Here is a 23,347-nt window from a genome sequence, read left to right on the forward strand (position 1 = left end):
GTTTTTTTATGCATTTTGGTACAATTTATGCTCGGTATTTTGAGTTATATAATTAAAAACTGATAGTCATGAAACACATTATTATCCTATTAATACTGTCTTTTTTATCTTGTTTCTCTTTTGCTCAGAATGTGGATCGCTATATGAAATATCACGATAAAGGCAGAATGTTGATTTTAGAAGGAAAGTACGATCAAGCCATCCATTATTTGGACACAGCAATTCAAATCATGCCATACTATCCAAGCATTTTTCAGGATAGAGGATATGCTTATATGCAAGTCAAGAATTACCAAAAAGCAATACTTGACTTTAATCACGTATTGGATAAAAAGCCTTATCTCACGGAAGTACTTTTACAAAGAGGAATGGCTTATTATCATTTGAATCAATTAGAGCAAGCGGAAAATGATTTGCAAGAATTTGTTCATTCTACGCCCGTTAAATCTTTGGAAGCCATGCATTATTTGGATAATATCCAACATGAAAAAGCATTAGCTCAAGCTCAGGAATCCGCTCGTATCGATCAGCTGCATTATCAAATTGAAAATGAACGAATTCGTCGTGCTCGTCATAGAGAAGATGTAATTTGGAATACTGTTGTTCCCCTTGCATTCTGGACTACCCTTTTCTTAACCTGGTAGATCTGTATCTGGTTGAATGGATTTTCGTTTAAAGGAAATTGTTTTCCCTGTGAATCTATTTTTTTTATAGTCCTGGACTTTATTATTTTCCATTTTTAAACGGAGTTTTTCTATACTATCCAGAGATCCAACAACAGTAAGAACATCACCGATCCGCAAACGAGTAAAACCCGTAGAAATTATCGTATTTTGATTGCGTTTTGTCGCCAAAATAATAAGGTCGGTAGGTATATTTAAATCCCGAATCACTACTCCGTGGAATAAAGGATTCTGCATTTCCAGATCTACTGTATCCTGATTTTCTTCCATTCCTAAAAGTAAGGAAGTCGCAATAGGCGACCGTACCAAATGATCCATTAAACTTACCATTACCGTTGTAGGTTCAACAATTAGTGCTCCAAGCTCCTGGAATTTACTCAAATACCCTCTTTCATTTACTCGAACCACTAAATCTCTGGTTCCAAAATATTCATAAGCCAATTCACAAACTTTTAAATTATCTTTATCCTGATTTAACAAAACAAGTGCATCTGCTTTATCTAATTTAATCCGTTTAAGTTCCTCCAGCGTAAACTTGTTTATATATTCTGTTTCAACTCCATGATATTTTAATTGAGATTTTTCCTTATTTCTAGTAATAATTTTCACCTTCCATTCATGCGCAGCCAATTGACGGGCCAAAGTAACAGACTGGCATTCAAGCCCAAAAATAATTACATTTTGCACCCTGTTTTTTAGTTGCAATTCTCTTTGGCGATGGCTTTCACCTACCATTAAGATAGACCATTTAAAAAGTGGAGGACCAAAAATTTGATTCAAAACAATTACTGCTATTAATATCGTAGAAAACTCAGCCCCCCATGTAGGATACTTTGCCGCAACCACCTCAACTAGTCCTATAGCAACCCCGGCCTGAGTTACATATGGCATCCAGGATATCCGATTAAATCGTAAGGGATCACCTCCAAGTGTGCCTCCTATAAATGCACCAATTGCCATACTAATCAATCGAATAGCAAAAAACAATAAAGCAATTACCCATGCTTGCTTTAATATTTCTAAAGAAATGGAAGCGCCTGTTAGAGTGAAAAAGACAACATATATCATGGGGACAACAAGATCAATAATCTTTGAAAATTCTCTTCTAAACTTACTATAATTAACAACTACAAAGCTTCCTATAATACAAATTAATAAAGGTTCAATATAGATATCAACCCCTATTATTAAAATACTTTCATGATGTACAAAGCGGGCTAAAAGATAGATGCTATATCCCAGAGCAGCTAACAAAACAGCCTTTACTGCAATTGTCAACTTTAAGCTTAAGACCCAATTCATTATTTTACCAAGTAAAAACCCAATAAAGATTGATAAACACAATTCTCCACAAAGTATCAAGACCAACCAAATATCAAATGGAATATTGGAAATCAGAGCATTAGCAAGCGCAAAACAAATCGTAAATAAAATGATTACCAATACATCTTTAACAACAGTGACTCCTATTGCAGTTTGAGTAAATGGCCCTTTGGCTCTCATTTCATTTATAACAGCAATGGCAGAAACTGGGGATCTGGCAACAAAAATAGTTCCGATCAGAAGTGAAATTGCAAGTTTAATTTTCCAATCGAAATCAGAAATAAAACTGATGCGATTTGACAAAAACAAAATTGCACTACCACTTAAAACAAATGTGAAAAACAATTGCCCAAATGTCATCCATTTAATACTCTTCATTCTCCCCTTCAATTCTTTCAAGTAAAGCTCAGCACCTGCAGCAAAGGCAATAAAAGACAATGAAATTTCATTTAGAAAATACAATTTGGGAATGGCTTTTTCAGGAATTAAATTCAATACATATGGACCCGTTAAAATTCCAATAAATAATAAACCAGTAATTACAGGAAGTTTTATCTTCGGAAAATAAGAAGCAATTTTATTTGCTGCAATCGCAACAATTATAAATCCTGCAATAATATATAGTATATCTAAATTATTTTCCATTCAATAAACCTATTTAGTTAGAGTAAAAATTTAAAACACATTCTGGATTTTTAGTTCTATGTCTATTTCCTAATCATTCTAAATTAAGATACTGAATAATATTTTGATGTGCAATCATCAAGAATATCACAAAACATAACAAAACATTAATTACCCAAAGAAAGCACTTAGGAATTAATACTTTTTATTTGTTCAAATACGAACAGAAAGTGTCCGATCTGTAACAAATTCTCTCGTTAACAGACAAGACTAATTCCTATACATACCTGATTTTATGCATCTTATTTCTTACGGCACACTTACTGCAATAAATATACAAAGTTGATATATGCCTATTTATTCTGATTCCAATTGACTGATTAATTGAAAAAATAGAAAACAATGAAAACTATCAAACTTATTATTATTTTGCTATTTTTATTTCCTTTAATTTCCTATTCCATAAATGATATTGAAGAAATAGAAAAAGTATTTGCTGAAACAAGGGAGCTTTGCAATTCTGATAATGGATTTCTATGGGGATATTCACTTGAGGTGCCTATCCTATTTATAGATCGACAAAAAAATCTTATTTATACAAATCAGAATAGCCCTAAACTACAATTATACAAAACAGGCAACATTTATATAGGGGAAATTCCTGATTCGATCCCATCTGTGAAGGGAATTTTTCACTTGGATGATCAAAATTGGGCTTTAATTCCGCTTCCCCTCCCTAAGGACAAAATAAAACGACAGTGTATAATTATACATGAAGCTTTCCATTATATACAGGGAAAATTACACTTAAATCCACAGCCATACAATAATCAGCACATGGATGAAATGGAAGCAAGATTTTGGCTCAAGCTAGAATGGCAAGCCTTGCAGAAAGCATTAGTGGCAACTGAAGAAGCTAAAAAACAAGCTATTGTTGATGCGCTTTGTTTTCGTAAATACCGAAGAGCTCTTTTTTCTAATTGTGAAGTCTGCGAAAATCGATTCGAGATCTATGATGGTTTGGCAGAATACACAGCCATGAAACTTTGCTGCAACAAAGATGAATTTATTAGTACTTTACAAAGACGTCTTGATAAATATTGGAATACCCCGTCCTTTGTTAATTGTTTTGCTTATTTCTCTGCACCGGCCTATGCTTATTTATTAGATCAAACGAACCTGAAGTGGAGAGCAAATCTATCCGACAAAGATGATATTGCCCTACTCACACAATTTGCATACAACATTTTTTTACCAACCGATCTATTTCTGGAGGCAGAGGAAAGATCTGTAATCTACAAAGGCGCTCAAATCATGGGAGAAGAACTGAACCGTGAATTCTTGTGATAAAAAGACAATTCCTATCCTTCTACTTGATGTGATAAAATTTAAAAAATCGAATTCTTTTCTCTATTTACATTGCGATTTTCTTTGCTTAACTTTATATATCAAACGAAAATCTCATGAATATTTTAATAGATCAAGGCTGGAGCGAAATTGATAGTAAACTGATCAAGAACTATGTATTAACTAATTTTGTGGAAGCCATCAATTTCATCAACCTGATTGCCGAATCTGCCGAAAATATGGATCATCATCCAGATTTGAAGCTCTATAATTACAAGAATGTACGAATTACGCTCACCACACATTCCAGCGGACGCATTACTGATAAAGACATAGATCTGGCAAAACAAGTTGATCAAATTTATGAAAGCATGAAGTAAACTAACGGATTACAAGACCTTTGTTATAAGTCCCTAATATTCTCATTTTCACGGCAACTTCCTCAATTTTCTGAAGCGCATTTTTAAATTGTCGCGGTGCCTCGAATTCTAAATCTACATGAAAAAAATACTCCCAATTAATGCCGGGGATTGGATGGGATTGAATCTTTGACAGATTGATTTTCTCCTTGGCAAAACAATCTAAAATATAAGACAAACTTCCAGGTTGGTGACTGGTACTAAAATACAAGGAAGCTTTATTGTATCCACCATTGGGGTGCACATCCTTTTTCCTTTTCAGCATAAAAAATCGAGTTTGATTGTTTACAATGCTTTCAATTTGTTCAGCCAATATTTCCAAATCATATAACTCCGCTGGCAAATCACCGGCGATTGCACCTATTCTCAACCATTCGTTTTCACGGATATTTCTGGCACTAATAGCAGTATCCTCTGTTTCGACCAATCTAATTTGCGGATAATCGCGAAAGAAAGCTCGACATTGATTAATGGCCATTGGATGAGAGTGAACTTCCTTTAAATCTTCAATTTTTTGTCCGGGTAAAGCCATTAAGTTTTGCTTAATTCGAAGATAAATCTCCCCTTCAATGATTAATCCGGAATCCTGTAAAAGTCCGTAATTCTGCAGGATACTTCCGGCAATGGAATTTTCAATTGCCATTATACCACCATCGCAAATGCTTTCATCATTCACTAGATCAATCAACTTTGCAAAGTTTTCGGCAGGAATAATCTCCACATCTTCCCCATAATAGGCATTGGCAGCGAGATGGTGAAAACAGCCTTCTACTCCTTGTATTACAATTCTTCGTTTGTCCATGGTTATAACTAATAGTTAGATTTTACATCAAAAAAAGAGTCCTGTTTAAAACAGGACTCTTCATATATTATATTTCATATTTATACCATAAGAATCCCGTTTCATTCTCTGTTAAAAAAGAAGAAGCTAAAAAAGAAACTATGGAAAAATAAATTTGTCATTTTCTATTCTAAAATATTCTACGATGATCCAAAGGTAAATAAATAAATGCAAGATTCAATGGAGAAGGGAATCCCGATTCAAAAATGATTTAACAATTCAATAACAAGGCTTATTATATACAACTCCCTTGATAGTTGTATATTGAAAATTAATTATTCTGATATATGAAAATTTTAATAACCCTTATTGTGCTCATTTCGATGAATGAAATTCAAAGCGTATCCGCACAGGAAATAAAAACTGTTAACTTTGCTCAATTAAAACCGCTATTGCACCAAACCAACGATACCACATACGTGATCAACTTTTGGGCGGTGTGGTGTAAACCTTGTGTAAAAGAACTTCCCGAATTCGAAAAAATCAGAAAAGCCTATGCTGCTAAAAATCTTAAAGTAGTTCTGGTAAGTTTGGATTTTGGTGCTCATGCTGCAGATCGGGTGCGTAAATTTCTGGATAGAAAAGAAATTCATGCCCATGCAATTATTCTTGATGATCCGGATGCCAATGCCTGGATAGAAAAAGTTGATGAAAACTGGGATGGTGCAATACCGGTTACCCTTATTTACAATAAGGAGAAGCGAATATTTTTAAGTCATGCTATTACCTCTGCCGAGCTTTCAAAAACTATTGATCGAATTATTAACTAAACCAATAATACCAAAAGAAATGAAAAAGTTAATGTTTTTAGGAATTCTCCTTATAGCATGCATTACGATTCAGGCACAAGGCTATAAAGTAGGAGATATAGCAAGCGACTTTCAGCTTAAGAATATAGATGGAAAAACTATTTCTCTGGCCGATTACAAGTATGCTAACGGCTTTGTTGTAATCTTCACATGTAATACTTGTCCTTATGCAATTGCCTATAAGGATAGGATTATTGCCATTGATAAGAAGTACAAATCTAAGGGGTATCCCGTAATTGCGATTAATCCGAATGATCCGGAGTTGGTGCCAGGTGATTCTTACGAGAATATGCAGAAAAGAGCGATGAGGAAACGCTTCACTTTTCCCTACTTATTCGATGCCAGGCAGGAAGTGTTTAAAGCTTATGGTGCTACCCGAACTCCTCATGTTTATATCCTGAATAAGAAAGATGGAAAGCTAGTGGTGGAATATATTGGGACTATTGATGATAATTACAAGGATGCTTCGCTGGTAAGTAAAACTTATGTGGAAGATGCCATTGATGCTTTACTTCAGCATAAAAAACCAAGCGTGAAGTTTACTAAGGCCATTGGCTGTTCGATAAAAAGCAAAGGTTAATACAACTTAAAAGCTGTCCTTAAAAGACAGCTTTTTTTCTTAATCGGCAATCCGTAGGGATAACTTTCCGGTTACCCGGCCAGTCTCGCTATACTTATGAGCAGCTGCAATATCAGAAAGATTGAAGCTCTTATCAATATGTGTATTTAATAATCCGGCAGCCACAAAATCTGCCAACAATTCCAGGTCCGCTTTATTTTCCTGAACAAATATCTTTTTCATTTTTCGTGAGCTTACCAGATTATGAATAGCTCCCAGAAGCAAAACATTAAAAGTTGGCAATGTTGTTACATAAACACCAGCACGTTGCAAGAGATGTTTCACAGCTGAATAATTCTGATTGCCCACCACATCGAAAAATATATCATACTCTTCCTGAACGGCTAATACGTCTTCATGATGATAATCAATAACCCGATCGGCACCCATTTCTTTAGCAAAATCTACATTTCTGGTGCTACAAACACCCGTTACCCTACATTCGAAAGCCTTCGCCAATTGCAATGCAAATGAACCCACACCACCGGAACAACCGTTAATCATCACATTCATTCCTTTTCGGATATTCCCCATATTACGTAAGGCCTGAAGCGCAGTTAATCCAGCAAGTGGCATGGTTGCAGCTTGTTCAAAGTCCATTTTTTGGGGTTTTAGTGCCAGTTGCGATTCCTGAGCCGCAACATACTCCGCATAGGCTCCATTTTTAATGATATCCACCATTCCAAACACCTCATCGCCTACTCTAAAAAACTGCACTTTTTTGCCTACCTGAACCACACGACCAGCAATATCACCACCCAAAATACAAGGCAATTTCTTGCGCATAAACAACTTTAGCATGCCTTTTCGAATTTTCCAATCCACAGGATTCACCGAGGAAGCATATACCTCCACCAAAACCTCCTGATCTTTAATTTGTGGTCGATCCAGGTTGGTTAATTCCAACACATCAGGAGTCCCATATTTTTTCATCACAATTGCCTTCATAACTGATATGTTTCTAATTCAAAATATATTGATTTCGAGCTATCTACCAATCAAGTTACGACAAGTTACCATCAATTTCAAGCATACTTAAACAGGCCTACGCCTATTTATCCGACTGAATTTGATAATCGATCTCCACCCTATCTGTGAGGGCTATGGGATTAGGATTTGTAAAAGATTCTGCTGCAACGGAACTAGTCTTTAGCGATTCATTTTTCCCCATATATCTTATGGGACTATAGGGAGAATCGGCTACACCGTATTTAATTTGTAGTATTCTAATAAGTTGGCATTTGGAAGCCTCAGCAAGAATCTGAGCTTTTTGTACAGCATCAGCAACGGCCTGCTCCATCAAAGTCTTCTCAACCGATTTTAATAAGTCCGGACTCAGTTTATAGTTTGCGTTATAGTTCATCACCACCTCAGACTGTTTCATGGCTTGCAAACTGCTATAAATTACACCAGACTCAGCAGGGACTTTTAACATAAGCTGATAATTTGCACGGTAGCCATTCGGAACAGATTTTCCGCCTATATAGCTGCGTTCCTCATTTACTCTTTGCCCAACATCCAATAATTGCATATTCTTAATTCGTGCACTCTCCATTGCCTTCTTCAATCGATTCACCTGCTCCAAATTTTGATCGATGCACCCCTGGTATTCCATATCCTTATTGCTGATGGTAATGGATATCTCCATAATATCAGGCATTTGAAATATTTTACTCTCCCCTTTTACACTAAGAGTAGCCATTCCGGATTGTGCAAAGCTGCTTGCATAAAAGCTTATTAATATCAATATAACAGATATCTTTTTCATTATTTTTCTATTTAGTTTGTAATGCCAGATTCCTTCCCAAAAATGATACCAAAAAATCACACTACGATAAACCTTGTCCATTTATTTCATTACTTCCCAATCTCCGTCAAACAGAATGCTCTCCATCGGACGTCGAATTCTTTCGCTATTTTCCATTTCTCGGATATTCTCGGGCAATTGTTTTAGATCTCCCAAATATCCTACAGCAATCATAGTAAGCACATCAAAATCATCAGGAATATCGAATATCTCGCGAGCTTTTTCTGGTGAAAATCCAGCCATATGATGCAGATATAAATCCATACTCATGGCCTGAACAGACAAATTCCCCATAGCCAATCCCAAATCGTGCTGTGCATGGGCATTGGGTTTTTGATTCTTTGCAAATTTCTTAGATACCAGCGTGAGAATAATCATCGGTGCTGTTTTTACCCACATCTGATTAAACTCGCCCATACAGGAAAGCAACTGCTCGTACCTTTCCGGATAATCCTTCGTGGCATAGATAAATCTCCAGGGCTGCTCGTTAAAACAGGAGGCTGCATAGGAGGCAGACTGGAACAGCATCTTTATTTTTTCTTCCTCTATTTCCCGATCCGAAAATGCCCGTGGACTCCAGCGTTTGTCTATTAAATCATGAATTTTTTCAGTCATAGTGTTTTCAGTTTAAGTATTCATCCCGTTAATACGGGAACAAAAAATGATGGTATTCGTACTCCTTCTGTAATAATTAATATTGGTGATAGCAGCATACTAAACGATTCGTTGCTCTTGCTTTAGCACCATCTGAATATAACTAATTTTTAACAAAAATTAAGGACTAACTTGTATTTTATTCTATATATTTGGGGCTTATTATTATCACAGAATCACACGGTTAGAACCATATGCGAGCAAGTGTTTTCCTATTAATTCCGTTACTGCTGTTTATGTTGATGGTCGATTTTTACACCTATCGAGGTATAAAACCGCTTATCGCAAAGATCAGTTATTTGTATCTGCGAAGGTTCTTAGAATTTATATTCTGGGGAATTTCGATAATCGTATTTCTGGGTTTTGTCGTTTTCATGTTTGGGATTAAGCATGTGCATAAATCGGATGCCTACATTTATGTTGGCTACCTGGTAGCAGGCTTTTCCTTATTTTATATTCCAAAGTTTGTATTCATACTTTTCGTTCTAATAAAAGATATACAAGGGGCGATTGTAACCACCGTAAGGTGGTTGAGAGAGAGAAAGAAAAAAAGTGTACCACAATTAAATGCGAAAAGAAAAATGGAGAGATCCGAATTTTTGTATCAAATGGGATTGATGCTGGCAGCAATTCCCTTTGCCTCTATCCTTTATGGGGTAACCAAAGGCAAATTTAATTTCAGGGTGATGAAAGAAAAGATCCATTTCGATCATCTGCCCCAATCCTTTCAGGGATTAAAAATAGTTCAGATTTCGGATATGCACCTGGGTAGTTTCAATAAGAACTACGAGAAAATTGCAAAAGCCGTTGAATTAATCAATCAGCAAGAACCGGATTTGATTCTCTTCACCGGCGATTTGGTAAATAATTTTGCTGAAGAAACCGATGGTTGGGTTTCTGTCCTTTCCGGGATGAAAGCAAAAATAGGCAAATACTCCATTCTGGGAAATCACGACTATGGTGACTACTCCTATTGGGATAGTCCGCAACTAAAGGAAGCCAACCTGCAAGCCATTAAAGATTTTCACAGTAAAATGGGTTTTGAATTGATGCTGAATGAAAATAAAACCATAGCAATTGATGGTGAAGAAATTGCATTGATAGGAGTAGAAAATTGGGGGAAACCGCCATTTCCACAGCATGGCGATTTGAAAAAAGCCTCGGAAGGAATTCAATCTGTTCCTTTTAAAATATTGATGAGTCATGATCCATCGCACTGGGATGCTCAGGTGCTGGATACTAACATTGCGCTTACCTTTTCAGGACACACCCACGGCATGCAATTCGGTATTGAACGCGCCGGAATTAAATGGAGTCCCATTCAATATAAATACCCTCGCTGGGGAGGATTATACCGCGAATCTGCACAATATTTGTATGTGAACCGAGGTTTTGGATATATTGGATTCCCAGGAAGAATAGGGATGCCGCCGGAAATTACTGTGGTGGAATTAATTTCCCATGGTTAAAGCCATGGGCAATTCAAAAGCTATGGCAATTATAATCTTAGCCTTGCAGCTTTCCTGAAAATATCACCAAACCATTACTTTCCTTATGCTATGGTTTATAGTCAACATTGCAGGCACGCAAAAAGGCTTGCTTTTGCGCTTCAATTTTTGGTCAGCTTAGTCTGCAAGCTTACAAAGACAACCAAATCTCGGTGGAGTGTACTTTGTAAGCTTACAAAGCTCATTTTTTTTCTGTAGAATATACCTTGCAAGCTTACATGACGTATTTATCTTTGGTAGAGCATACCTTGTAAGATTACAAAGCATATTTTTTTCTGGTAGAACACAACTTACAAGCTTACAGAACATATTTTTTTTCTGTAGAATATGCCTTGTAAGCTTACAAAGCATATTTTTTTTCTGAAGCGTATGCCTTGTAAGTTTGCAGAACATACTTTCCCGAAAATTTAAATGGATTTCATTTCCGCAGCACAAAATCTCTTATGCTAAAAGCTAACAAAACGGCTTGCGTGAGGGGTAGTAGCGGCATCCTTTTGCGAAGGAACGTAGCAAAAGATATAGCGAATAACCCGACCCGCAGGGACACGCCCAAATGGTTATCCCCAAAATTCTAAAATGAGTTTAGTGCGAATGTGAGCAGGAAGCTGGCAAAAATACCATTGCTTTGACTCTCGTATCCCAATCGCAGCCCAAAGTTTACAGGCGCAGGAAAACGCAATACATGCATATCAGTATTAAACTCGCCTCCGAAAGAAAAAGAATCGAAAACGGAATTAAATAATTGATCGTCTCCATTGGGGATTTTACTTTGCTCGTAGCCATAATCGAAAAAAGCATCGAAATTAATTCGCTTGAAGTAAGCCAAGGCACCCAAATTCCAATCGGGATAAAACAATGGCATGGCATAATCGATGCCCAGCATGTAAATGTTCTCGCCAAATAAATCCTGTGTGCCGCGCGGACTCTTAATCATATTGCCATATCGTGAGTTATGACTGGAACGATATTGATAGCCGCCATATAACTTAATGCCATGATGCCTTTGGAATCCGGGAAAATACAGATGCGATTCGGCAGACCAGGTCTCGCCCAGACTTGCATCTCCGAATGGTGTATGCCGATAGTTGAGTTCGAGGATTTGTGCCCAGCGATATTGAACATCCCGTGGCGATGACTTAGCAATATTATAGGCAAACAATTGGTATTCCATTATCTCCTGCGTTTGATCGCGATCGGTGATATTATATTGCCCCAAAGCCAAATTGGAATTGGTATGAATTGCCAAAGGCTGCGTAAAAGTATCGGCAAACTTCACGTAATTATAGGTTATTTTCGGAATCACCTGTGAGGTAAATTGTCCCCTGGATAGTGTGAGAGGAAGGCGAATACTATTTTCCCATTCCCACTGCCGCCATGCCGTATTCACCAAAACAGTATCTACCTGAGGAGGTGATATCCGATTTGCCAAAGCCAGATAATTGTTATTGCGATCGCCCACCGTTAGCTTGGAATCGATAATAGGAAACCAGCCCCGATAGGATAGGTTGGCGTAAAACTGACCGTGATCAAAACCTTGTTCCTTCTTATAACCTATGGTGGTCATCAGTGTGCTTAACTTATTCTGACTTGCCAGGGAAACACCAACATCTGCTTGAGAATCCAATCCGTCGATAAATACAGGTGCCCAAGAATGAATATTAAATAGATGCGTGGTTTTGGAATAGTTCTTTACCTGAAAACGCTCCAAATTTGTGGTATCTGCCTCCATCTTTTCCCCCAATTGATTGGAAAGTGCTTCGGCCAAAGGAAAAGGCTCAAAATGCTGCTTCCATTCCTGCCAATCTGTTTTTTGTAAATCTATCCTTACCGGGATATATCCGTCAGAAGTATAATCGGAATAATACAGTTGATGATTATACCAACAAGCATCGGTAGCCCCAAATCGCGAGGAAGTCACCTGCCATACTTTTCCGTTGGAAAGCTGGTAGGCGTATATATTATCGATCCCCGAAAAGGCGGCCGTAAAAAAGATGTTATCCCCTCCTATTGCTACTTGAGCTATATCGTGTTTTCCGGCTTCGAACAGTGTTTTTCTTTTCCCTGTTGCCAGATCGATAGCAACCAATTGCTTTCCTTGTTTATTCAATAAAATCATCACTACTGATTTTCCATCAGGCATCCATTTTGGAGTGATAAAATATTCTTCTCCTTTGGCAGGATATTGCTTCACAATCTGTCCGCTTTGCTCATTCAAAACAACAAGGGTATTATTTCCTGATTTATCGACCTCTACTGTTAGAATTTGATTGCCATCGGGAGAATATACGGGAGCAAAGCATGAATTTGCAATCTTATAGGTTCTCCGCTTGTGCGTTTGAGTATTGTAAGTCACCAGAATACTTTTATCCGATTTCTCCCAGCGAATATTGTCCTTTTGCTCTGTCCACAATAGTTTTCCTTGCTGATAATCAAATCCCGGATAATAGATAAAACCAGGCGTGAATAATTTAGTGGCAACGCCAGCTTTATTCAAGCTCTCGAAATATCCCTCATCGGCCAATCCGCTTTTGTAAACAATTATTGCTCCGTTCTCTTTTACATGCGGATAGCGTTTATTGGTATAGATCTGTTCGCGATTGCTAAGGGGAACAAATTGCGATTTGATGGTTTTTGCATCCTGTGCCTTCCATTCCCATTCCAGCTCCTTCATTACATCGGCATACAAAAGCAATTTCCCATCGGCGTGTTTATTTTTTTCCTGTACGGCTTTCCAATCTATTTCTTCTACGTTTACTCCTTGTGCCACAAGCTTTTTTTGTTGTGCTTGCAAACGCTGAAAAACAGCATCGCGATTTGCTTGCATTCCTTTTTTAATTCCACTTGCAAAGCTTGTAAAACCAAACGGTCTGCGTGCAACCCGATTCAATGTATTCCTCCAAAGCTGATCGCCATAATTTGTGCGTGCCTTCCCTACCAAATAGTAACCTAGTTTATACCTATCGGTAATAAAATCGGCATAGGAGCCATTCACCGCCTTATCGTAGGAATACATTCCTTTCTCTAACAATTGTGCGCGCAATTCCTGTTCAAAGGCAGGAAATCTTCCTCTTCCCGATTCGCTTAAGGCTGTCTCTGTACAAACCGCATCTCCTTCCAAAAACCAAGGTGGCAAATACATGCCAACGACTACCACGGTAACTTGTTGTCCGAAAATAAAATTCAGTGCTTTAGTGAATCCTTGTTCTATCTTATCCAGCTGAATTACATGCCGGTATTCGTGTGTTGCCACATGATCGATCCAAAGCTGGGCATCGTTATCTTGCGGGGAGGTAGTGAAAACTTCCATTCGTTTCGGTGCCCATGCTACCATACCATTGGTTGTTGCATTGTAGGTATGCAAAATCACTGAAAACTTTTTAGGCTGATGTTGCAGATCCTTTCCTCCCTTTGCTAACAAATCTTGAAATACAGCAGCCATATAGCGTGCTTTTTGCTCGTAAGCAGCAGGAAATACGATTTGAAAATCTTTGGTATTGATCTGTTGCCAGGATATGGAAGCCGGATCTTGTCCAGTATTAAAATACTGAGCATAGGCTACAGATTCTGAAATTATTAGCAGTAAGCATAAGCTAAGAAATCGGAATACAATTTTCATCTGTTATATTTTGTTTTTAAAAGCCTGATGGAAACCAACAATAAATATTCTCTTGTGCGTTTAAATAAATTACACCTGATGCTTTCCCAATAAGTGCCTTCTTTGAATTAGTTTACCAAAGTACTAAAATCAAGCCAAAAATAAATAGGTAAGCACTAGCCAGGCCTCCATTTACCCATTCTCACAAAAAGAGAAAGTTATTACATCAAACTCCCGTAATTTGGTTTGCAAAATTCAATTTCAATGCAGACCTTTGCCTCCCTTAATACATAAATCATAGTTTCTGAAAGGAAAAATATATGGGAAAAATTATCATCAAAACCGCTGAGCAAATTGAAGGCATACGTAAAAGTTCTCAATTAGCCGGTAACACTCTAAAATATATTAGCGATTACGTGAAAGAAGGTGTTTCTACACTTTACCTGGATCAGTTAATCGAAGCATATATCCGTGATAACGGAGCCATTCCAGCTCCTCTAAACTATTATGGATTTCCAAAATCATGTTGTATTTCGGTAAACGATGTAATCTGCCACGGTATCCCTGATGAAAAGACAATTCTTAAGAAGGGAGATATATTAAATATAGATGTTACTACTATTTTAGATGGTTACTTTGGTGATACCAGTTCCATGTTTACTGTTGGTGAGATTAGTAAACAAGCTGAAAAGCTTATCGAGGATACCGAACATGCCTTGTATTTAGGAATTGAGCAAGTGAAACCAGGTAATTACTTTGGGAATATTGGTTTTACCATTGGTCGTTATGCCAAAGCAAAAAAATATGGCGTAGTGTATGAATTCTGCGGTCATGGTGTTGGTATTGAATTTCATGAAGAACCACAGGTAGAACATATCTGTCCTCGTAATTCGGGTCCGAAAATGAAAGCTGGAATGATTTTCACTATTGAGCCAATGATTAATATGGGAAAAGCAAGAGCTGTTGTGAATGAAGAAGATGGCTGGACTGCCCGAACAATAGACGGAAAACTATCGGCACAATTCGAACATACCATATTGGTTACTAATGATGGATATGAAATTCTGACCGATGTTGGAGAATATGAGATTCATAAGTAACAAAAACAGACAACAATGATAAAATAACCGCTTCGATATGTAGCGGTTATTTTTTTACTTTTAGGCTAGTATATTTTATTGTAAATTCCGCTCGTAATCTAAACCTGTGATATGAAAAATGTGGCTGTTCTCCTTGCCGGAGGTAGTGGAAAACGTATGGGAGGCAATCTTCCCAAGCAATTTCTGTTGATTGGTGAGAAACCAATTATTCAACATAGCATGGAAGCCTTTGAGCTTCATTCCCAAATCGAGGAGATTTGTGTTGTAATACCTACCGATTATATTGCTGAAATAGATGCTATTGTTCGTAAGTATTCCTTCAAAAAGATAAAACATATACTGGCTGGAGGAAAAGAGCGAAGCGATTCCAGTTTAGCTGCCATTCATGCCTATGCAAATGATACCGATGTAAATTTGATTTTTCACGATGCGGTTCGTCCCTTTATTTCTGAGAAAATCATATCTGATGTTATAGCAGAAGTTCAGCAAGGGAAATCGGTTGCTGTGGCAATTCCCACCACCGATACCATACTGAAAGTTACGGCGGAGAATTGCATAGAGTCAGTACCCGTGCGAAGTTCATTAAGAAGAGCCCAAACACCTCAAGCATTCCCTTATTCTGTTATTAAAAAGGCTTACGACCTGGCTTTAAAGGATATTCATTTTGAAGCAACAGACGACTGTGGTGTTGTATTGAAATATCTTCCTAAAGAAAAGATATATATCGTTGAAGGTGATGAATCGAATATTAAAATTACGTTTGAGGGAGATCTGATTCGGGGAGAGCAGATTAATAAAAATTCTAAATAAACCTTCCCCTTCTATTGCTCCATTTTTATGATGAAAGTGAAGCAATCAATTATTTGACATATTTATATCCAATGAGTGTTAAGGTAATTATCCGCAATTTTTAAACTATTTTTAGCAAAAATTAAACAACAAACCTTCATCGCTCTGCAACAATTTTAACTATCGCATTGTGATGCCTAAAATTGAATAACATGCGTAAAGAAAGAATTATTGTTTACACATCAGGCACATTCGATATGTTTCATAGTAATCATCTTAAAATGATTAACTATGCGAAAGCTCTGGGAGATTTGCTAATTGTTGGTGTTAGTACCGATGAATTAGTAAACACTTATAAAGCTCCTCCTATTGTTCCATTTGAAGAAAGACTTGCTATCATTGAAGGAATGAAAGCACCTGATTTAGTAATTCCACAGAGATCACTGGAACATACCGAAATTGTAAAAAAACTTCATATCGATATATTTGTTGTTGGAGATGACTGGACTGGAAAATACGATTACCTGGAAGAAATTGGAGTCAAAGTTTTTTATTTCCCTTATGGAGCAGGAACAAGTAGCACCGTATTAAAACAGAAAATCTACGAAAGCTATTCCAAAATTAAAAAGAGAATTGACACGCATGAAAATCCGGATATCGTAAAAACTCCAATTCTTACTAAATGAAATATGCATTCGTAACAGGTTCCACTAAAGGAATTGGCAAAGCAATAGGAATTAAACTTTTACAAGAAGATTACTTTGTCATTTTTAATTATGCCAATTCAGATGATGATGCTATTCTATTAGAATCAGAACTAGACAAAGAATTTTCCGGTCAATATAAAATTCTCAAACATGATCTTAGTGATATCAACCTTGTAAATGAAGTTTCAGAAAAGATTCTCGAAATAGCTCCAAAACTAGATTTATTAGTATTCAACACTGGATTAACAGATCGGAATACGTTTGGAGAAATTGAAGAAGCAGATTGGATAAACGTTTTCAATGCAAATTTGAATGTACCTTTTTTCCTCATGCAATCTCTAAGCAAGCATTTAAATCCTAAATCGAATATTATTTTCATAGGATCTATGTTAGGAAATATTCCTCATTCTGTTTCTATCTCCTATGGCGTTACCAAAAGTGCCATTCATACTCTTGTTCAGAATATGGTGAAATTTTTATCGAAAGATGAAATTAGAATCAATGCCATTGCTCCTGGTTTTGTAGATACGGATTGGCAAAAAGAAAAGCCAGATTGGTTAAGAGAAAAAATAAAAGCAAAAATTGCCTTACAAAGATTTGCTCAGCCAGAGGAAGTGGCTCAGCTATGTTATCAAATAATACAGAATGAATATCTGACAGGTCAAATTATTCAGCTTGATGGAGGCTATAATTACGAATAGAAAAAGAGCCGTATGGGCTCTTTTCTCTTTTAAATAAAATATCTAATTCAGTTATTTATTCCTACGATATTAGTCTTCCCTTTCTGAATTTTTGCTCTCTTTGATATTATTATCTTTTTCCTTGGTGGAATATTCCATTTGATGTTTTTCTAAAATATTTACCATCCGGAAAGACACTTTTCCATCCACAGGTCCAATGATTTCTTTTGCATATTCTTTTCTTTTTGCCCTTTTCTGTTCAGGATTTTTCAATTCTGATTCAACAGCAGCCTTTAAATCCTTATAATTCCATACATTTTCGCCAATATCCCTAAACTGATTCATATTCGACTCCATACGTTTATTAAACTTATATTTTCCGAACAAACGATAAGATAATCTCAAATGAATAAATCGGTTGCAAATAACTGGCTTATCTAATGCAGCAAATTCAAACACAACAGATGATTCATCTGATATAAGTAAATCTGCAATTGCAAAAAACGGAGCGATATTATAATCCTCGAAACCGGCAAAATAGACATTGTCAAAAGCCTGCCACTTTTTAAATGTTTTTCTTTGCTTTTTATACTTCTTCCTTAGATAACTAAAATAATGTGGCTTTATAATAATATTGTAATCTTTGAAATACCTTGGAAACTCTTTAGACATTTTCTCTATAGAACTAGGATAAAAAGTAGGAGCATATAACAACGTAGGTTTATCTGGGTTCAATCCCATTTTTAAGAGTAAGTCTTCCTTATCATTTTTAGTATACTCAAATACATCATCAAGCTTCGAAAAACCAACATTCTCCCATATTACTTTTGCATCAGGATAAAGTTCATTTAATTTCCTTAAGCGAAAATCACCTTCTACAAATCTGATATTATATTGATTCTTCTCCTCCGTAAATGCACTAACTTTTGTACCAATTCCATGTATGATTAATACATTTTGGCGATAGGGAATGTTAGTTTCAGGGTATCGGTCTCCTCCGCAGATCAAATATTCAATACTTGTATCTGATAATCCATCCTCTCCAATTTGATATGGTAGTCCTTCCTTTTCACAGACTTTGCAGATAGCATCATTCTGATCAAAAATATCGCGTTTACTACTTTCCTTAACAACAAAAAGAAAAGATAAGCCTCTTTTTTTCAATTCTTTTGCAACAGGTAAATATTGAGGAATATAGTAAAGATGCTCTGTATAAAAAACGGCAAAATAGTCTGTCGTATTCATATAAATTTAATTTTAATTGTAGGTATTGGAAATTGAATTGGTAACACAACCTAAACTCCCAAATTTAATGCCGCAAATATAAGAATAGACTTAATAAATTAACAATCAAATCACTATTTATTAATCATCTAACAAACCTATAAGTGAACCTATTAACATACCGGAGGAATAAAATAAGGAAATTCCTTTCATAACTTTTTCATACAGAGAAAAATCAATTTAAATTACCATATCAAAAGCCTGATAACTTAATCAATACAAACAAATTAAAACATATAGAACTAATTATAAATTGAAGCTTAAAAACTATTACATAAGCTTAAGTAGAGTCTTTCTGTTTATACAATAGTATCGTAAAGGAATTATTAAATTTTAGAACTTAAATGAGATTGCGAATAATTTATTACGATGATTCTATTCAAACTGAATCAACAATAAACCTCTTTTCTACTCCTATCCCTAATTCTTTGTGTATAGCAAAATTACAAATTGACTCTCAAAATTATTAAAACAACCTATCAAATTCATTTACAAGTTGCTCTTAAAATGAGTTATTGCTGACACCTGATTTTTATTCAATAGCAAAGAAATTTCATTTAAGATCTCAGAAGGTTTTATTTGGGAAATAAATAAATCCTCATCAATTAAACCATTCTCATTCTTCATATATCTACCAGAGTTTACTTTTGGTTTCACAATACAAAATGCGCTGGTTGAATGTCCTAAAACTGCTATAAAAGGAGTGTTAACAGCAGCAGCGATATGCATTGCTGAAGAATCAATGGTGATTAAAAGATCTAACTTTTTAATAATATTAATATGAGTGCCTACATCCGTTTTTCCAGAATAGTTTTGAATGTTTTTTGAAAATGGAGAGGTAAGCATCTCCATGTAAATATCATTTCTTTTTTGCTCTCTCGAATCTCCTATTAACACCAAATTAAAGCGATTCTGCTCTAACAACAACTTTATTAACTCAAGTGATTCCTTTTGGGGATAAGCTCTGGCGCCCTGTTCATCGCAGCCTAAAGCTAAACCAATTACCGGAAATTCATTATTAAAACCGAAATCAACCTTTTTCCCATTACTCCATATATTCAATGCTGGAAGTTCTAAATATTTATCTTCAAGATATTTATTTATAAGATTCGCATAATGGTTGATATAATGGCGACTTCGATCCATTTTAATCCAAAAATCAAGCAAAAACTTTCTGGATTCATTATTATATCCAATAACATGTTTTATTCTTGAAAATTTAAAAATAAGGGCACTTAGAAAACTATTGTGAAACAAAATTCCTAAATCATATTTTTTCTTTCGAATAGTAAAAATCAATTTAATTGTTTTAAAAAACCGATTTCCCCTTGCTTTCGTGTCATCAATAATAATATTTCCTAAACTGGGTAGGCTTTTAAATAATGCTTCCGATGGTTTTCTACATACGATAGTAAACTGAGCGTTGGGATACTCTTGAATCAAAAGCTTAATAGCTGGAGAACAATTAATAGAATCCCCTAAAAAATTTGGCAATCGAATAATAATATTCCGAACATCAGCAAGTGGAGCAACTCTCTTTTTCATGATATTATAATTGACAATTAAGCTCTAAAGTATAGTGAAACAATTATTTATTCAAATTGTGGATCTGAAGATCATCTAGGATAAAGATCCACAATTATTATTTATTAAACTTGAGTTTTATTTCGAAGCTTGCGTTTCAACGCATTTTTCCGATCAATTTTAAGCTTGTGAGCCTGGTCAAATTGAATTAGTAGTTTAATGGCCTTGTGTTCATCCTCCCCATTTATTCTTGCATATTCACGAGCAACTACTTCCAGTTCTTTTTCGTTTGCCCAAAGCTGAGCAAAATTCTTCAAGCCTTTTAGATAATTCATACGCTCGAATTTCATTCGATTAATATCAACGACACTAAAAAAATATTTGTTTGCCTCTCCCTTTTGAATCAGAATATTGCCTCTGGAATAATCCAGGTGATGAATTCCATTTAGATGCAGCTTTTCATAGGTAAATACCGCAAATTGCTTTAAAACATTTTCTTTATCCGGATAGTCATACCCTATAATATCGCGAATGGTAAAATCATACTCGTGATGTAGGCTCACATAATAGCTTCTAGCAAATAAACCATTCCTCAAAACTTCCAGATAAGCAATTGGTTCCGGTGTGTTCGCTCCTCTTCTTATCATTTCCATTGCATATTCATAGGAGTGTCTGGCCTTAGAACCTCTTATATAAGCATAGGCAACTTTATTAATGAAATGAGGTATTTTAAATGATTTTACATTTATACGAAGTCCATTTTCTTCGAAGTACTTAATTGTATTTCTCCCTTCATAAATTGTTTCACCAAATTGATCAAATTGACCTGGCAATCCTTTTAGAAATTTTTCTAAGCCGTAATATTTTGGATTAATCTTGAACCTCATTCCTAAATGTAAAATTTTTATAAACACTTCTTATAATATGCCAATTTTAGCAATTTTGATAAACAATCCGATATTTTGCCCTAGTAAATCCCCATGATCTCCAGAAATTGCAAAACTAATATTAAACGGCAGCTTTGATGCAGGTATATCAAATTCTGTAATCCATGAGAATTGCTGTTTCATTCCTCCCTGGTACGGATTTCCATAGGTCCCCCAATTTTGGGTATAACTGCATCTGGCACGATAGGTAATCTTATGAAAGAGCAAGCCTTTGATTCCAATATGATGGGCGATAAAACGATTATTAGCAATTCCTAAGGTAATACCATCTTCCGACTCCGGAACAGTCAGGAAAAATGGAGAACCTATAGTCCGACCAAAATAGGTCCAACCTGAACGATAAATACCATTATTAAAAAAGTTATCCATTCCTGTATATAATCCACCATCCGGTTTTGCAGCTCCTCCTGGAGTACTACCTGATTGATATTTGGTATAATAATTCTCGTATAGAAAGGAAGATATCCATCGATTTTCATCTTTAAATTTCACGAATAAACCAGTAATACCATCAGGTCTTGTCATGTAAATGCCGGAATGATCTTCAAATATTGTCTGACGGTAAAGTTCTGCATCAAATTTTGCAGCATGATAATGTAGCTGGAAATCCCATCCACCAATATGGTTGCCCACGCTATTCTCCCATTCGAAGTAATTTGATTCATCGGTTCCTCCCTTAGCTTGAATCATTTGGATATAGTTCTTAAAATCGGAAGCGAGTTTCCCGTATTTAGGATCACGAGAAGTCCCGGCCCATTGAGAATAATGATGAAATCCCAGTACAAAATTAACACGTCGTTTCCCACCAAATTTCACGAATACATTCTTATAATGTACCCGAGTGTTCTTGACGAATCGCTTGTCATTCATAATTCCTTCGGAATACAAACCCTTTACTGCGACCCAATCTCCAATTACCGGAAGATCCATGTAGTTGGGAATGTTCAGAGCAACCCGAGGTATTGATCTTGCATTCCCTGAATAGAGAAGGTTTCCATTAGTGGAAGAAATACCATCAAACTGAACAGGGGCATCCTTAACTCCAATATCCAGCTGTAGTCCTTTCCATTTCATACTTCCATATGCTTGCTGCAAAATTAAATCCGCTTGATTTGAAACGGAACCTATCATTTCAACTCCAAAAGCATAATCTAAAGTTTCCTTGGCAGGAGTTAAGTCTGAATAGACTTTCATATTCATTAATCCACTGTTCCGATCCGGAATAATTCCATTTTTATTGGAAACCAACCAGAATGGAAGATGAGATTTACTGGAAAATTGAGATGACATTCCTGTTTCATAATTCATCGCCTTTTTTTGACTATGAGCGGATAGAGAACAAAAGAATATTCCTAAATACAGGAATAGATTTTTTTTATTAATCATTATTTAAACTTGAATATATTTTATAAATGCCTTAAGAATCGCCTTCATTGACGTCCCACCAATATCATTAAATGGTATCTCCTCCGGTCTGTAAAACTCAAAGGAAGAAATATCATCTTTTGCATCTATTTTGTTAAAAGATTTGATGGCGCAAATATATGCTAAATCAATTGTAAAAACAGAGATACCTCCAAAAACATATTCGTTTGGATAGGACATGAAGTACTTACTTTCTTCTATTTCAAGGTTTAGTTCCTCCTTAATTTCTCTGCCTAGAGCAGTTTCCACCGTTTCCATCACATCTACAAATCCTCCTGGCAAATCGAGCATTCCTTTTTGAGGCTCCACAGCCCTTCGTGTGAGTAGAATCTCTCCTTTATCATTCACAATCAGCGCAGCTACGGCAGCAGCAGAATTAACATACAAATGAAATTTACACTGTGTGCACAAAAAAGAATTATCTGTTTGATAAATAAATTCAGGATTACCACACTTGGGACAAAATCGAATTACTTTTTCGGGATTCGTTGGACTCATATTTTACTTTCAAAATTACTTGATTGATAATTAGAAATCATTTGCTTATCACTAAGCTATAGCTTCTAAATCCATCTGTTTTCAGCTTTAGAAGTTTTCCCTTACTTGGGATAACAAAACTAAAGGAATGAAAATTGTTTACCAATTATGTAAGCAGATTTTTC

At 35.9% G+C, this 23,347-nt stretch carries 21 protein-coding genes; 10 read left to right on the forward strand and 11 right to left on the reverse strand.

Going from position 1 to position 23,347, the window contains the following annotated elements; all coding sequences use genetic code 11:
* Positions 1-68 precede the first annotated feature (68 nt).
* Positions 69-644 carry a tetratricopeptide repeat protein gene (locus DLK05_RS01570; protein ID WP_127342217.1) on the forward strand — a complete coding sequence of 192 codons (576 nt, stop codon included), beginning with the start codon at positions 69-71 and terminating at the stop codon, positions 642-644.
* On the opposite strand, the gene DLK05_RS01575 is transcribed toward DLK05_RS01570, so the two are convergent.
* On the reverse strand, positions 633-2,651 hold the full coding sequence (locus DLK05_RS01575; protein WP_127342218.1) for a monovalent cation:proton antiporter family protein: 2,019 nt from the start codon (positions 2,649-2,651) through the stop codon (positions 633-635). The genes DLK05_RS01570 and DLK05_RS01575 overlap by 12 nt on opposite strands.
* A 381-nt stretch (positions 2,652-3,032) precedes the next feature.
* Here DLK05_RS01575 and DLK05_RS01580 point away from each other — a divergent pair, with 381 nt between their 5' ends.
* Both DLK05_RS01580 and DLK05_RS01585 read left to right on the forward strand, forming a co-directional pair.
* Positions 3,033-3,977, forward strand: a complete 945-nt coding sequence (locus DLK05_RS01580; RefSeq protein ID WP_127342219.1) for a hypothetical protein — start codon at positions 3,033-3,035, stop codon at positions 3,975-3,977.
* Between the two features lie 116 nt (positions 3,978-4,093).
* A complete protein-coding gene (locus DLK05_RS01585) occupies positions 4,094-4,357 on the forward strand; it encodes a 4a-hydroxytetrahydrobiopterin dehydratase (RefSeq protein WP_127342220.1) in 264 nt (87 codons plus the stop codon).
* Position 4,358: 1 nt separating this feature from the next.
* On the opposite strand, the gene DLK05_RS01590 is transcribed toward DLK05_RS01585, so the two are convergent.
* The gene (locus DLK05_RS01590; RefSeq protein ID WP_127342221.1) at positions 4,359-5,198 is read right to left on the reverse strand and encodes a prephenate dehydratase; all 840 of its coding nucleotides are present in this window, start codon (positions 5,196-5,198) and stop codon (positions 4,359-4,361) included.
* Between the two features lie 326 nt (positions 5,199-5,524).
* Here DLK05_RS01590 and DLK05_RS01595 point away from each other — a divergent pair, with 326 nt between their 5' ends.
* Complete coding sequence (locus DLK05_RS01595; protein ID WP_127342222.1) at positions 5,525-6,007, forward strand: TlpA family protein disulfide reductase; 483 nt, start codon at positions 5,525-5,527, stop codon at positions 6,005-6,007.
* 19 nt (positions 6,008-6,026) lie between these two features.
* Positions 6,027-6,626, forward strand: coding sequence for a thioredoxin family protein (locus DLK05_RS01600; RefSeq protein WP_127342223.1), 600 nt, complete (start codon positions 6,027-6,029; stop codon positions 6,624-6,626).
* Between the two features lie 39 nt (positions 6,627-6,665).
* Here DLK05_RS01600 and DLK05_RS01605 read toward each other — a convergent pair whose 3' ends face one another.
* The 3 genes from DLK05_RS01605 to DLK05_RS01615 all read right to left on the reverse strand — a co-directional run bounded on the left by DLK05_RS01605 (position 6,666) and on the right by DLK05_RS01615 (position 9,087).
* Positions 6,666-7,613 (reverse strand): NAD(P)-dependent alcohol dehydrogenase, encoded by a 948-nt coding sequence (locus DLK05_RS01605; RefSeq protein ID WP_127342224.1) that lies wholly within the window; start codon positions 7,611-7,613, stop codon positions 6,666-6,668.
* Positions 7,614-7,716: 103 nt separating this feature from the next.
* A complete protein-coding gene (locus DLK05_RS01610; RefSeq protein ID WP_209319647.1) occupies positions 7,717-8,433 on the reverse strand; it encodes an SIMPL domain-containing protein in 717 nt (238 codons plus the stop codon).
* A gap of 81 nt (positions 8,434-8,514) precedes the next feature.
* Positions 8,515-9,087 (reverse strand): nitroreductase family protein, encoded by a 573-nt coding sequence (locus tag DLK05_RS01615; RefSeq protein WP_127342226.1) that lies wholly within the window; start codon positions 9,085-9,087, stop codon positions 8,515-8,517.
* Positions 9,088-9,320: 233 nt separating this feature from the next.
* Here DLK05_RS01615 and DLK05_RS01620 point away from each other — a divergent pair, with 233 nt between their 5' ends.
* Complete coding sequence (locus tag DLK05_RS01620) at positions 9,321-10,595, forward strand: metallophosphoesterase (RefSeq protein ID WP_498366000.1); 1,275 nt, start codon at positions 9,321-9,323, stop codon at positions 10,593-10,595.
* Between the two features lie 610 nt (positions 10,596-11,205).
* Here the strand turns inward: DLK05_RS01620 and DLK05_RS01625 are convergent.
* Positions 11,206-14,250, reverse strand: coding sequence for a TolB-like translocation protein (locus DLK05_RS01625; RefSeq protein WP_127342227.1), 3,045 nt, complete (start codon positions 14,248-14,250; stop codon positions 11,206-11,208).
* Positions 14,251-14,549: 299 nt separating this feature from the next.
* On the opposite strand from DLK05_RS01625, the gene map reads away from it, so the two are divergent.
* The 4 genes from map to DLK05_RS01645 all read left to right on the forward strand — a co-directional run bounded on the left by map (position 14,550) and on the right by DLK05_RS01645 (position 17,526).
* The gene (gene map / locus DLK05_RS01630; protein ID WP_127342228.1) at positions 14,550-15,329 is read left to right on the forward strand and encodes a type I methionyl aminopeptidase; all 780 of its coding nucleotides are present in this window, start codon (positions 14,550-14,552) and stop codon (positions 15,327-15,329) included.
* A gap of 111 nt (positions 15,330-15,440) precedes the next feature.
* A complete protein-coding gene (locus DLK05_RS01635; protein WP_127342229.1) occupies positions 15,441-16,139 on the forward strand; it encodes an IspD/TarI family cytidylyltransferase in 699 nt (232 codons plus the stop codon).
* 191 nt (positions 16,140-16,330) lie between these two features.
* Positions 16,331-16,804, forward strand: a complete 474-nt coding sequence (locus DLK05_RS01640) for an FAD synthase family protein (protein ID WP_127342230.1) — start codon at positions 16,331-16,333, stop codon at positions 16,802-16,804.
* A complete protein-coding gene (locus tag DLK05_RS01645; RefSeq protein ID WP_127342231.1) occupies positions 16,801-17,526 on the forward strand; it encodes an SDR family oxidoreductase in 726 nt (241 codons plus the stop codon). The genes DLK05_RS01640 and DLK05_RS01645 overlap by 4 nt, the downstream gene beginning before the upstream one ends.
* A 69-nt stretch (positions 17,527-17,595) precedes the next feature.
* Here the strand turns inward: DLK05_RS01645 and DLK05_RS01650 are convergent, their stop codons facing one another.
* From DLK05_RS01650 to DLK05_RS01670, 5 genes are all read right to left on the reverse strand, one after another.
* Positions 17,596-18,750: a CDP-glycerol glycerophosphotransferase family protein gene (locus DLK05_RS01650; RefSeq protein WP_127342232.1), complete on the reverse strand. Its 1,155-nt coding sequence runs from the start codon at positions 18,748-18,750 to the stop codon at positions 17,596-17,598.
* 528 nt (positions 18,751-19,278) lie between these two features.
* A complete protein-coding gene (locus tag DLK05_RS01655; RefSeq protein WP_127342233.1) occupies positions 19,279-20,334 on the reverse strand; it encodes a glycosyltransferase family 9 protein in 1,056 nt (351 codons plus the stop codon).
* 104 nt (positions 20,335-20,438) lie between these two features.
* Positions 20,439-21,200 (reverse strand): hypothetical protein, encoded by a 762-nt coding sequence (locus DLK05_RS01660; protein WP_127342234.1) that lies wholly within the window; start codon positions 21,198-21,200, stop codon positions 20,439-20,441.
* Positions 21,201-21,230: 30 nt separating this feature from the next.
* Positions 21,231-22,646 carry a capsule assembly Wzi family protein gene (locus DLK05_RS01665; RefSeq protein ID WP_127342235.1) on the reverse strand — a complete coding sequence of 472 codons (1,416 nt, stop codon included), beginning with the start codon at positions 22,644-22,646 and terminating at the stop codon, positions 21,231-21,233.
* 3 nt (positions 22,647-22,649) lie between these two features.
* Positions 22,650-23,183 carry an NUDIX hydrolase gene (locus DLK05_RS01670; protein WP_127342236.1) on the reverse strand — a complete coding sequence of 178 codons (534 nt, stop codon included), beginning with the start codon at positions 23,181-23,183 and terminating at the stop codon, positions 22,650-22,652.
* Positions 23,184-23,347: the final 164 nt, after the last annotated feature.

Origin of the sequence: Ancylomarina longa (assembly GCF_003996985.1) — a bacterium.
GTDB lineage: Bacteria > Bacteroidota > Bacteroidia > Bacteroidales > Marinifilaceae > Ancylomarina_A > Ancylomarina_A longa.

What these genes read in the sequence shown, in the direction of transcription:
- DLK05_RS01570 (WP_127342217.1), top strand. Translation starts at nt 69, where the DNA reads ATGAAACACATTATTATCCTATTAATACTGTCTTTTTTATCTTGTTTC.
- DLK05_RS01575 (WP_127342218.1), bottom strand. Translation starts at nt 2,651, where the DNA reads ATGGAAAATAATTTAGATATACTATATATTATTGCAGGATTTATAATT.
- DLK05_RS01580 (WP_127342219.1), top strand. Translation starts at nt 3,033, where the DNA reads ATGAAAACTATCAAACTTATTATTATTTTGCTATTTTTATTTCCTTTA.
- DLK05_RS01585 (WP_127342220.1), top strand. Translation starts at nt 4,094, where the DNA reads ATGAATATTTTAATAGATCAAGGCTGGAGCGAAATTGATAGTAAACTG.
- DLK05_RS01590 (WP_127342221.1), bottom strand. Translation starts at nt 5,198, where the DNA reads ATGGACAAACGAAGAATTGTAATACAAGGAGTAGAAGGCTGTTTTCAC.
- DLK05_RS01595 (WP_127342222.1), top strand. Translation starts at nt 5,525, where the DNA reads ATGAAAATTTTAATAACCCTTATTGTGCTCATTTCGATGAATGAAATT.
- DLK05_RS01600 (WP_127342223.1), top strand. Translation starts at nt 6,027, where the DNA reads ATGAAAAAGTTAATGTTTTTAGGAATTCTCCTTATAGCATGCATTACG.
- DLK05_RS01605 (WP_127342224.1), bottom strand. Translation starts at nt 7,613, where the DNA reads ATGAAGGCAATTGTGATGAAAAAATATGGGACTCCTGATGTGTTGGAA.
- DLK05_RS01610 (WP_209319647.1), bottom strand. Translation starts at nt 8,433, where the DNA reads ATGAAAAAGATATCTGTTATATTGATATTAATAAGCTTTTATGCAAGC.
- DLK05_RS01615 (WP_127342226.1), bottom strand. Translation starts at nt 9,087, where the DNA reads ATGACTGAAAAAATTCATGATTTAATAGACAAACGCTGGAGTCCACGG.
- DLK05_RS01620 (WP_498366000.1), top strand. Translation starts at nt 9,321, where the DNA reads ATGCGAGCAAGTGTTTTCCTATTAATTCCGTTACTGCTGTTTATGTTG.
- DLK05_RS01625 (WP_127342227.1), bottom strand. Translation starts at nt 14,250, where the DNA reads ATGAAAATTGTATTCCGATTTCTTAGCTTATGCTTACTGCTAATAATT.
- map (WP_127342228.1), top strand. Translation starts at nt 14,550, where the DNA reads ATGGGAAAAATTATCATCAAAACCGCTGAGCAAATTGAAGGCATACGT.
- DLK05_RS01635 (WP_127342229.1), top strand. Translation starts at nt 15,441, where the DNA reads ATGAAAAATGTGGCTGTTCTCCTTGCCGGAGGTAGTGGAAAACGTATG.
- DLK05_RS01640 (WP_127342230.1), top strand. Translation starts at nt 16,331, where the DNA reads ATGCGTAAAGAAAGAATTATTGTTTACACATCAGGCACATTCGATATG.
- DLK05_RS01645 (WP_127342231.1), top strand. Translation starts at nt 16,801, where the DNA reads ATGAAATATGCATTCGTAACAGGTTCCACTAAAGGAATTGGCAAAGCA.
- DLK05_RS01650 (WP_127342232.1), bottom strand. Translation starts at nt 18,750, where the DNA reads ATGAATACGACAGACTATTTTGCCGTTTTTTATACAGAGCATCTTTAC.
- DLK05_RS01655 (WP_127342233.1), bottom strand. Translation starts at nt 20,334, where the DNA reads ATGAAAAAGAGAGTTGCTCCACTTGCTGATGTTCGGAATATTATTATT.
- DLK05_RS01660 (WP_127342234.1), bottom strand. Translation starts at nt 21,200, where the DNA reads ATGAGGTTCAAGATTAATCCAAAATATTACGGCTTAGAAAAATTTCTA.
- DLK05_RS01665 (WP_127342235.1), bottom strand. Translation starts at nt 22,646, where the DNA reads ATGATTAATAAAAAAAATCTATTCCTGTATTTAGGAATATTCTTTTGT.
- DLK05_RS01670 (WP_127342236.1), bottom strand. Translation starts at nt 23,183, where the DNA reads ATGAGTCCAACGAATCCCGAAAAAGTAATTCGATTTTGTCCCAAGTGT.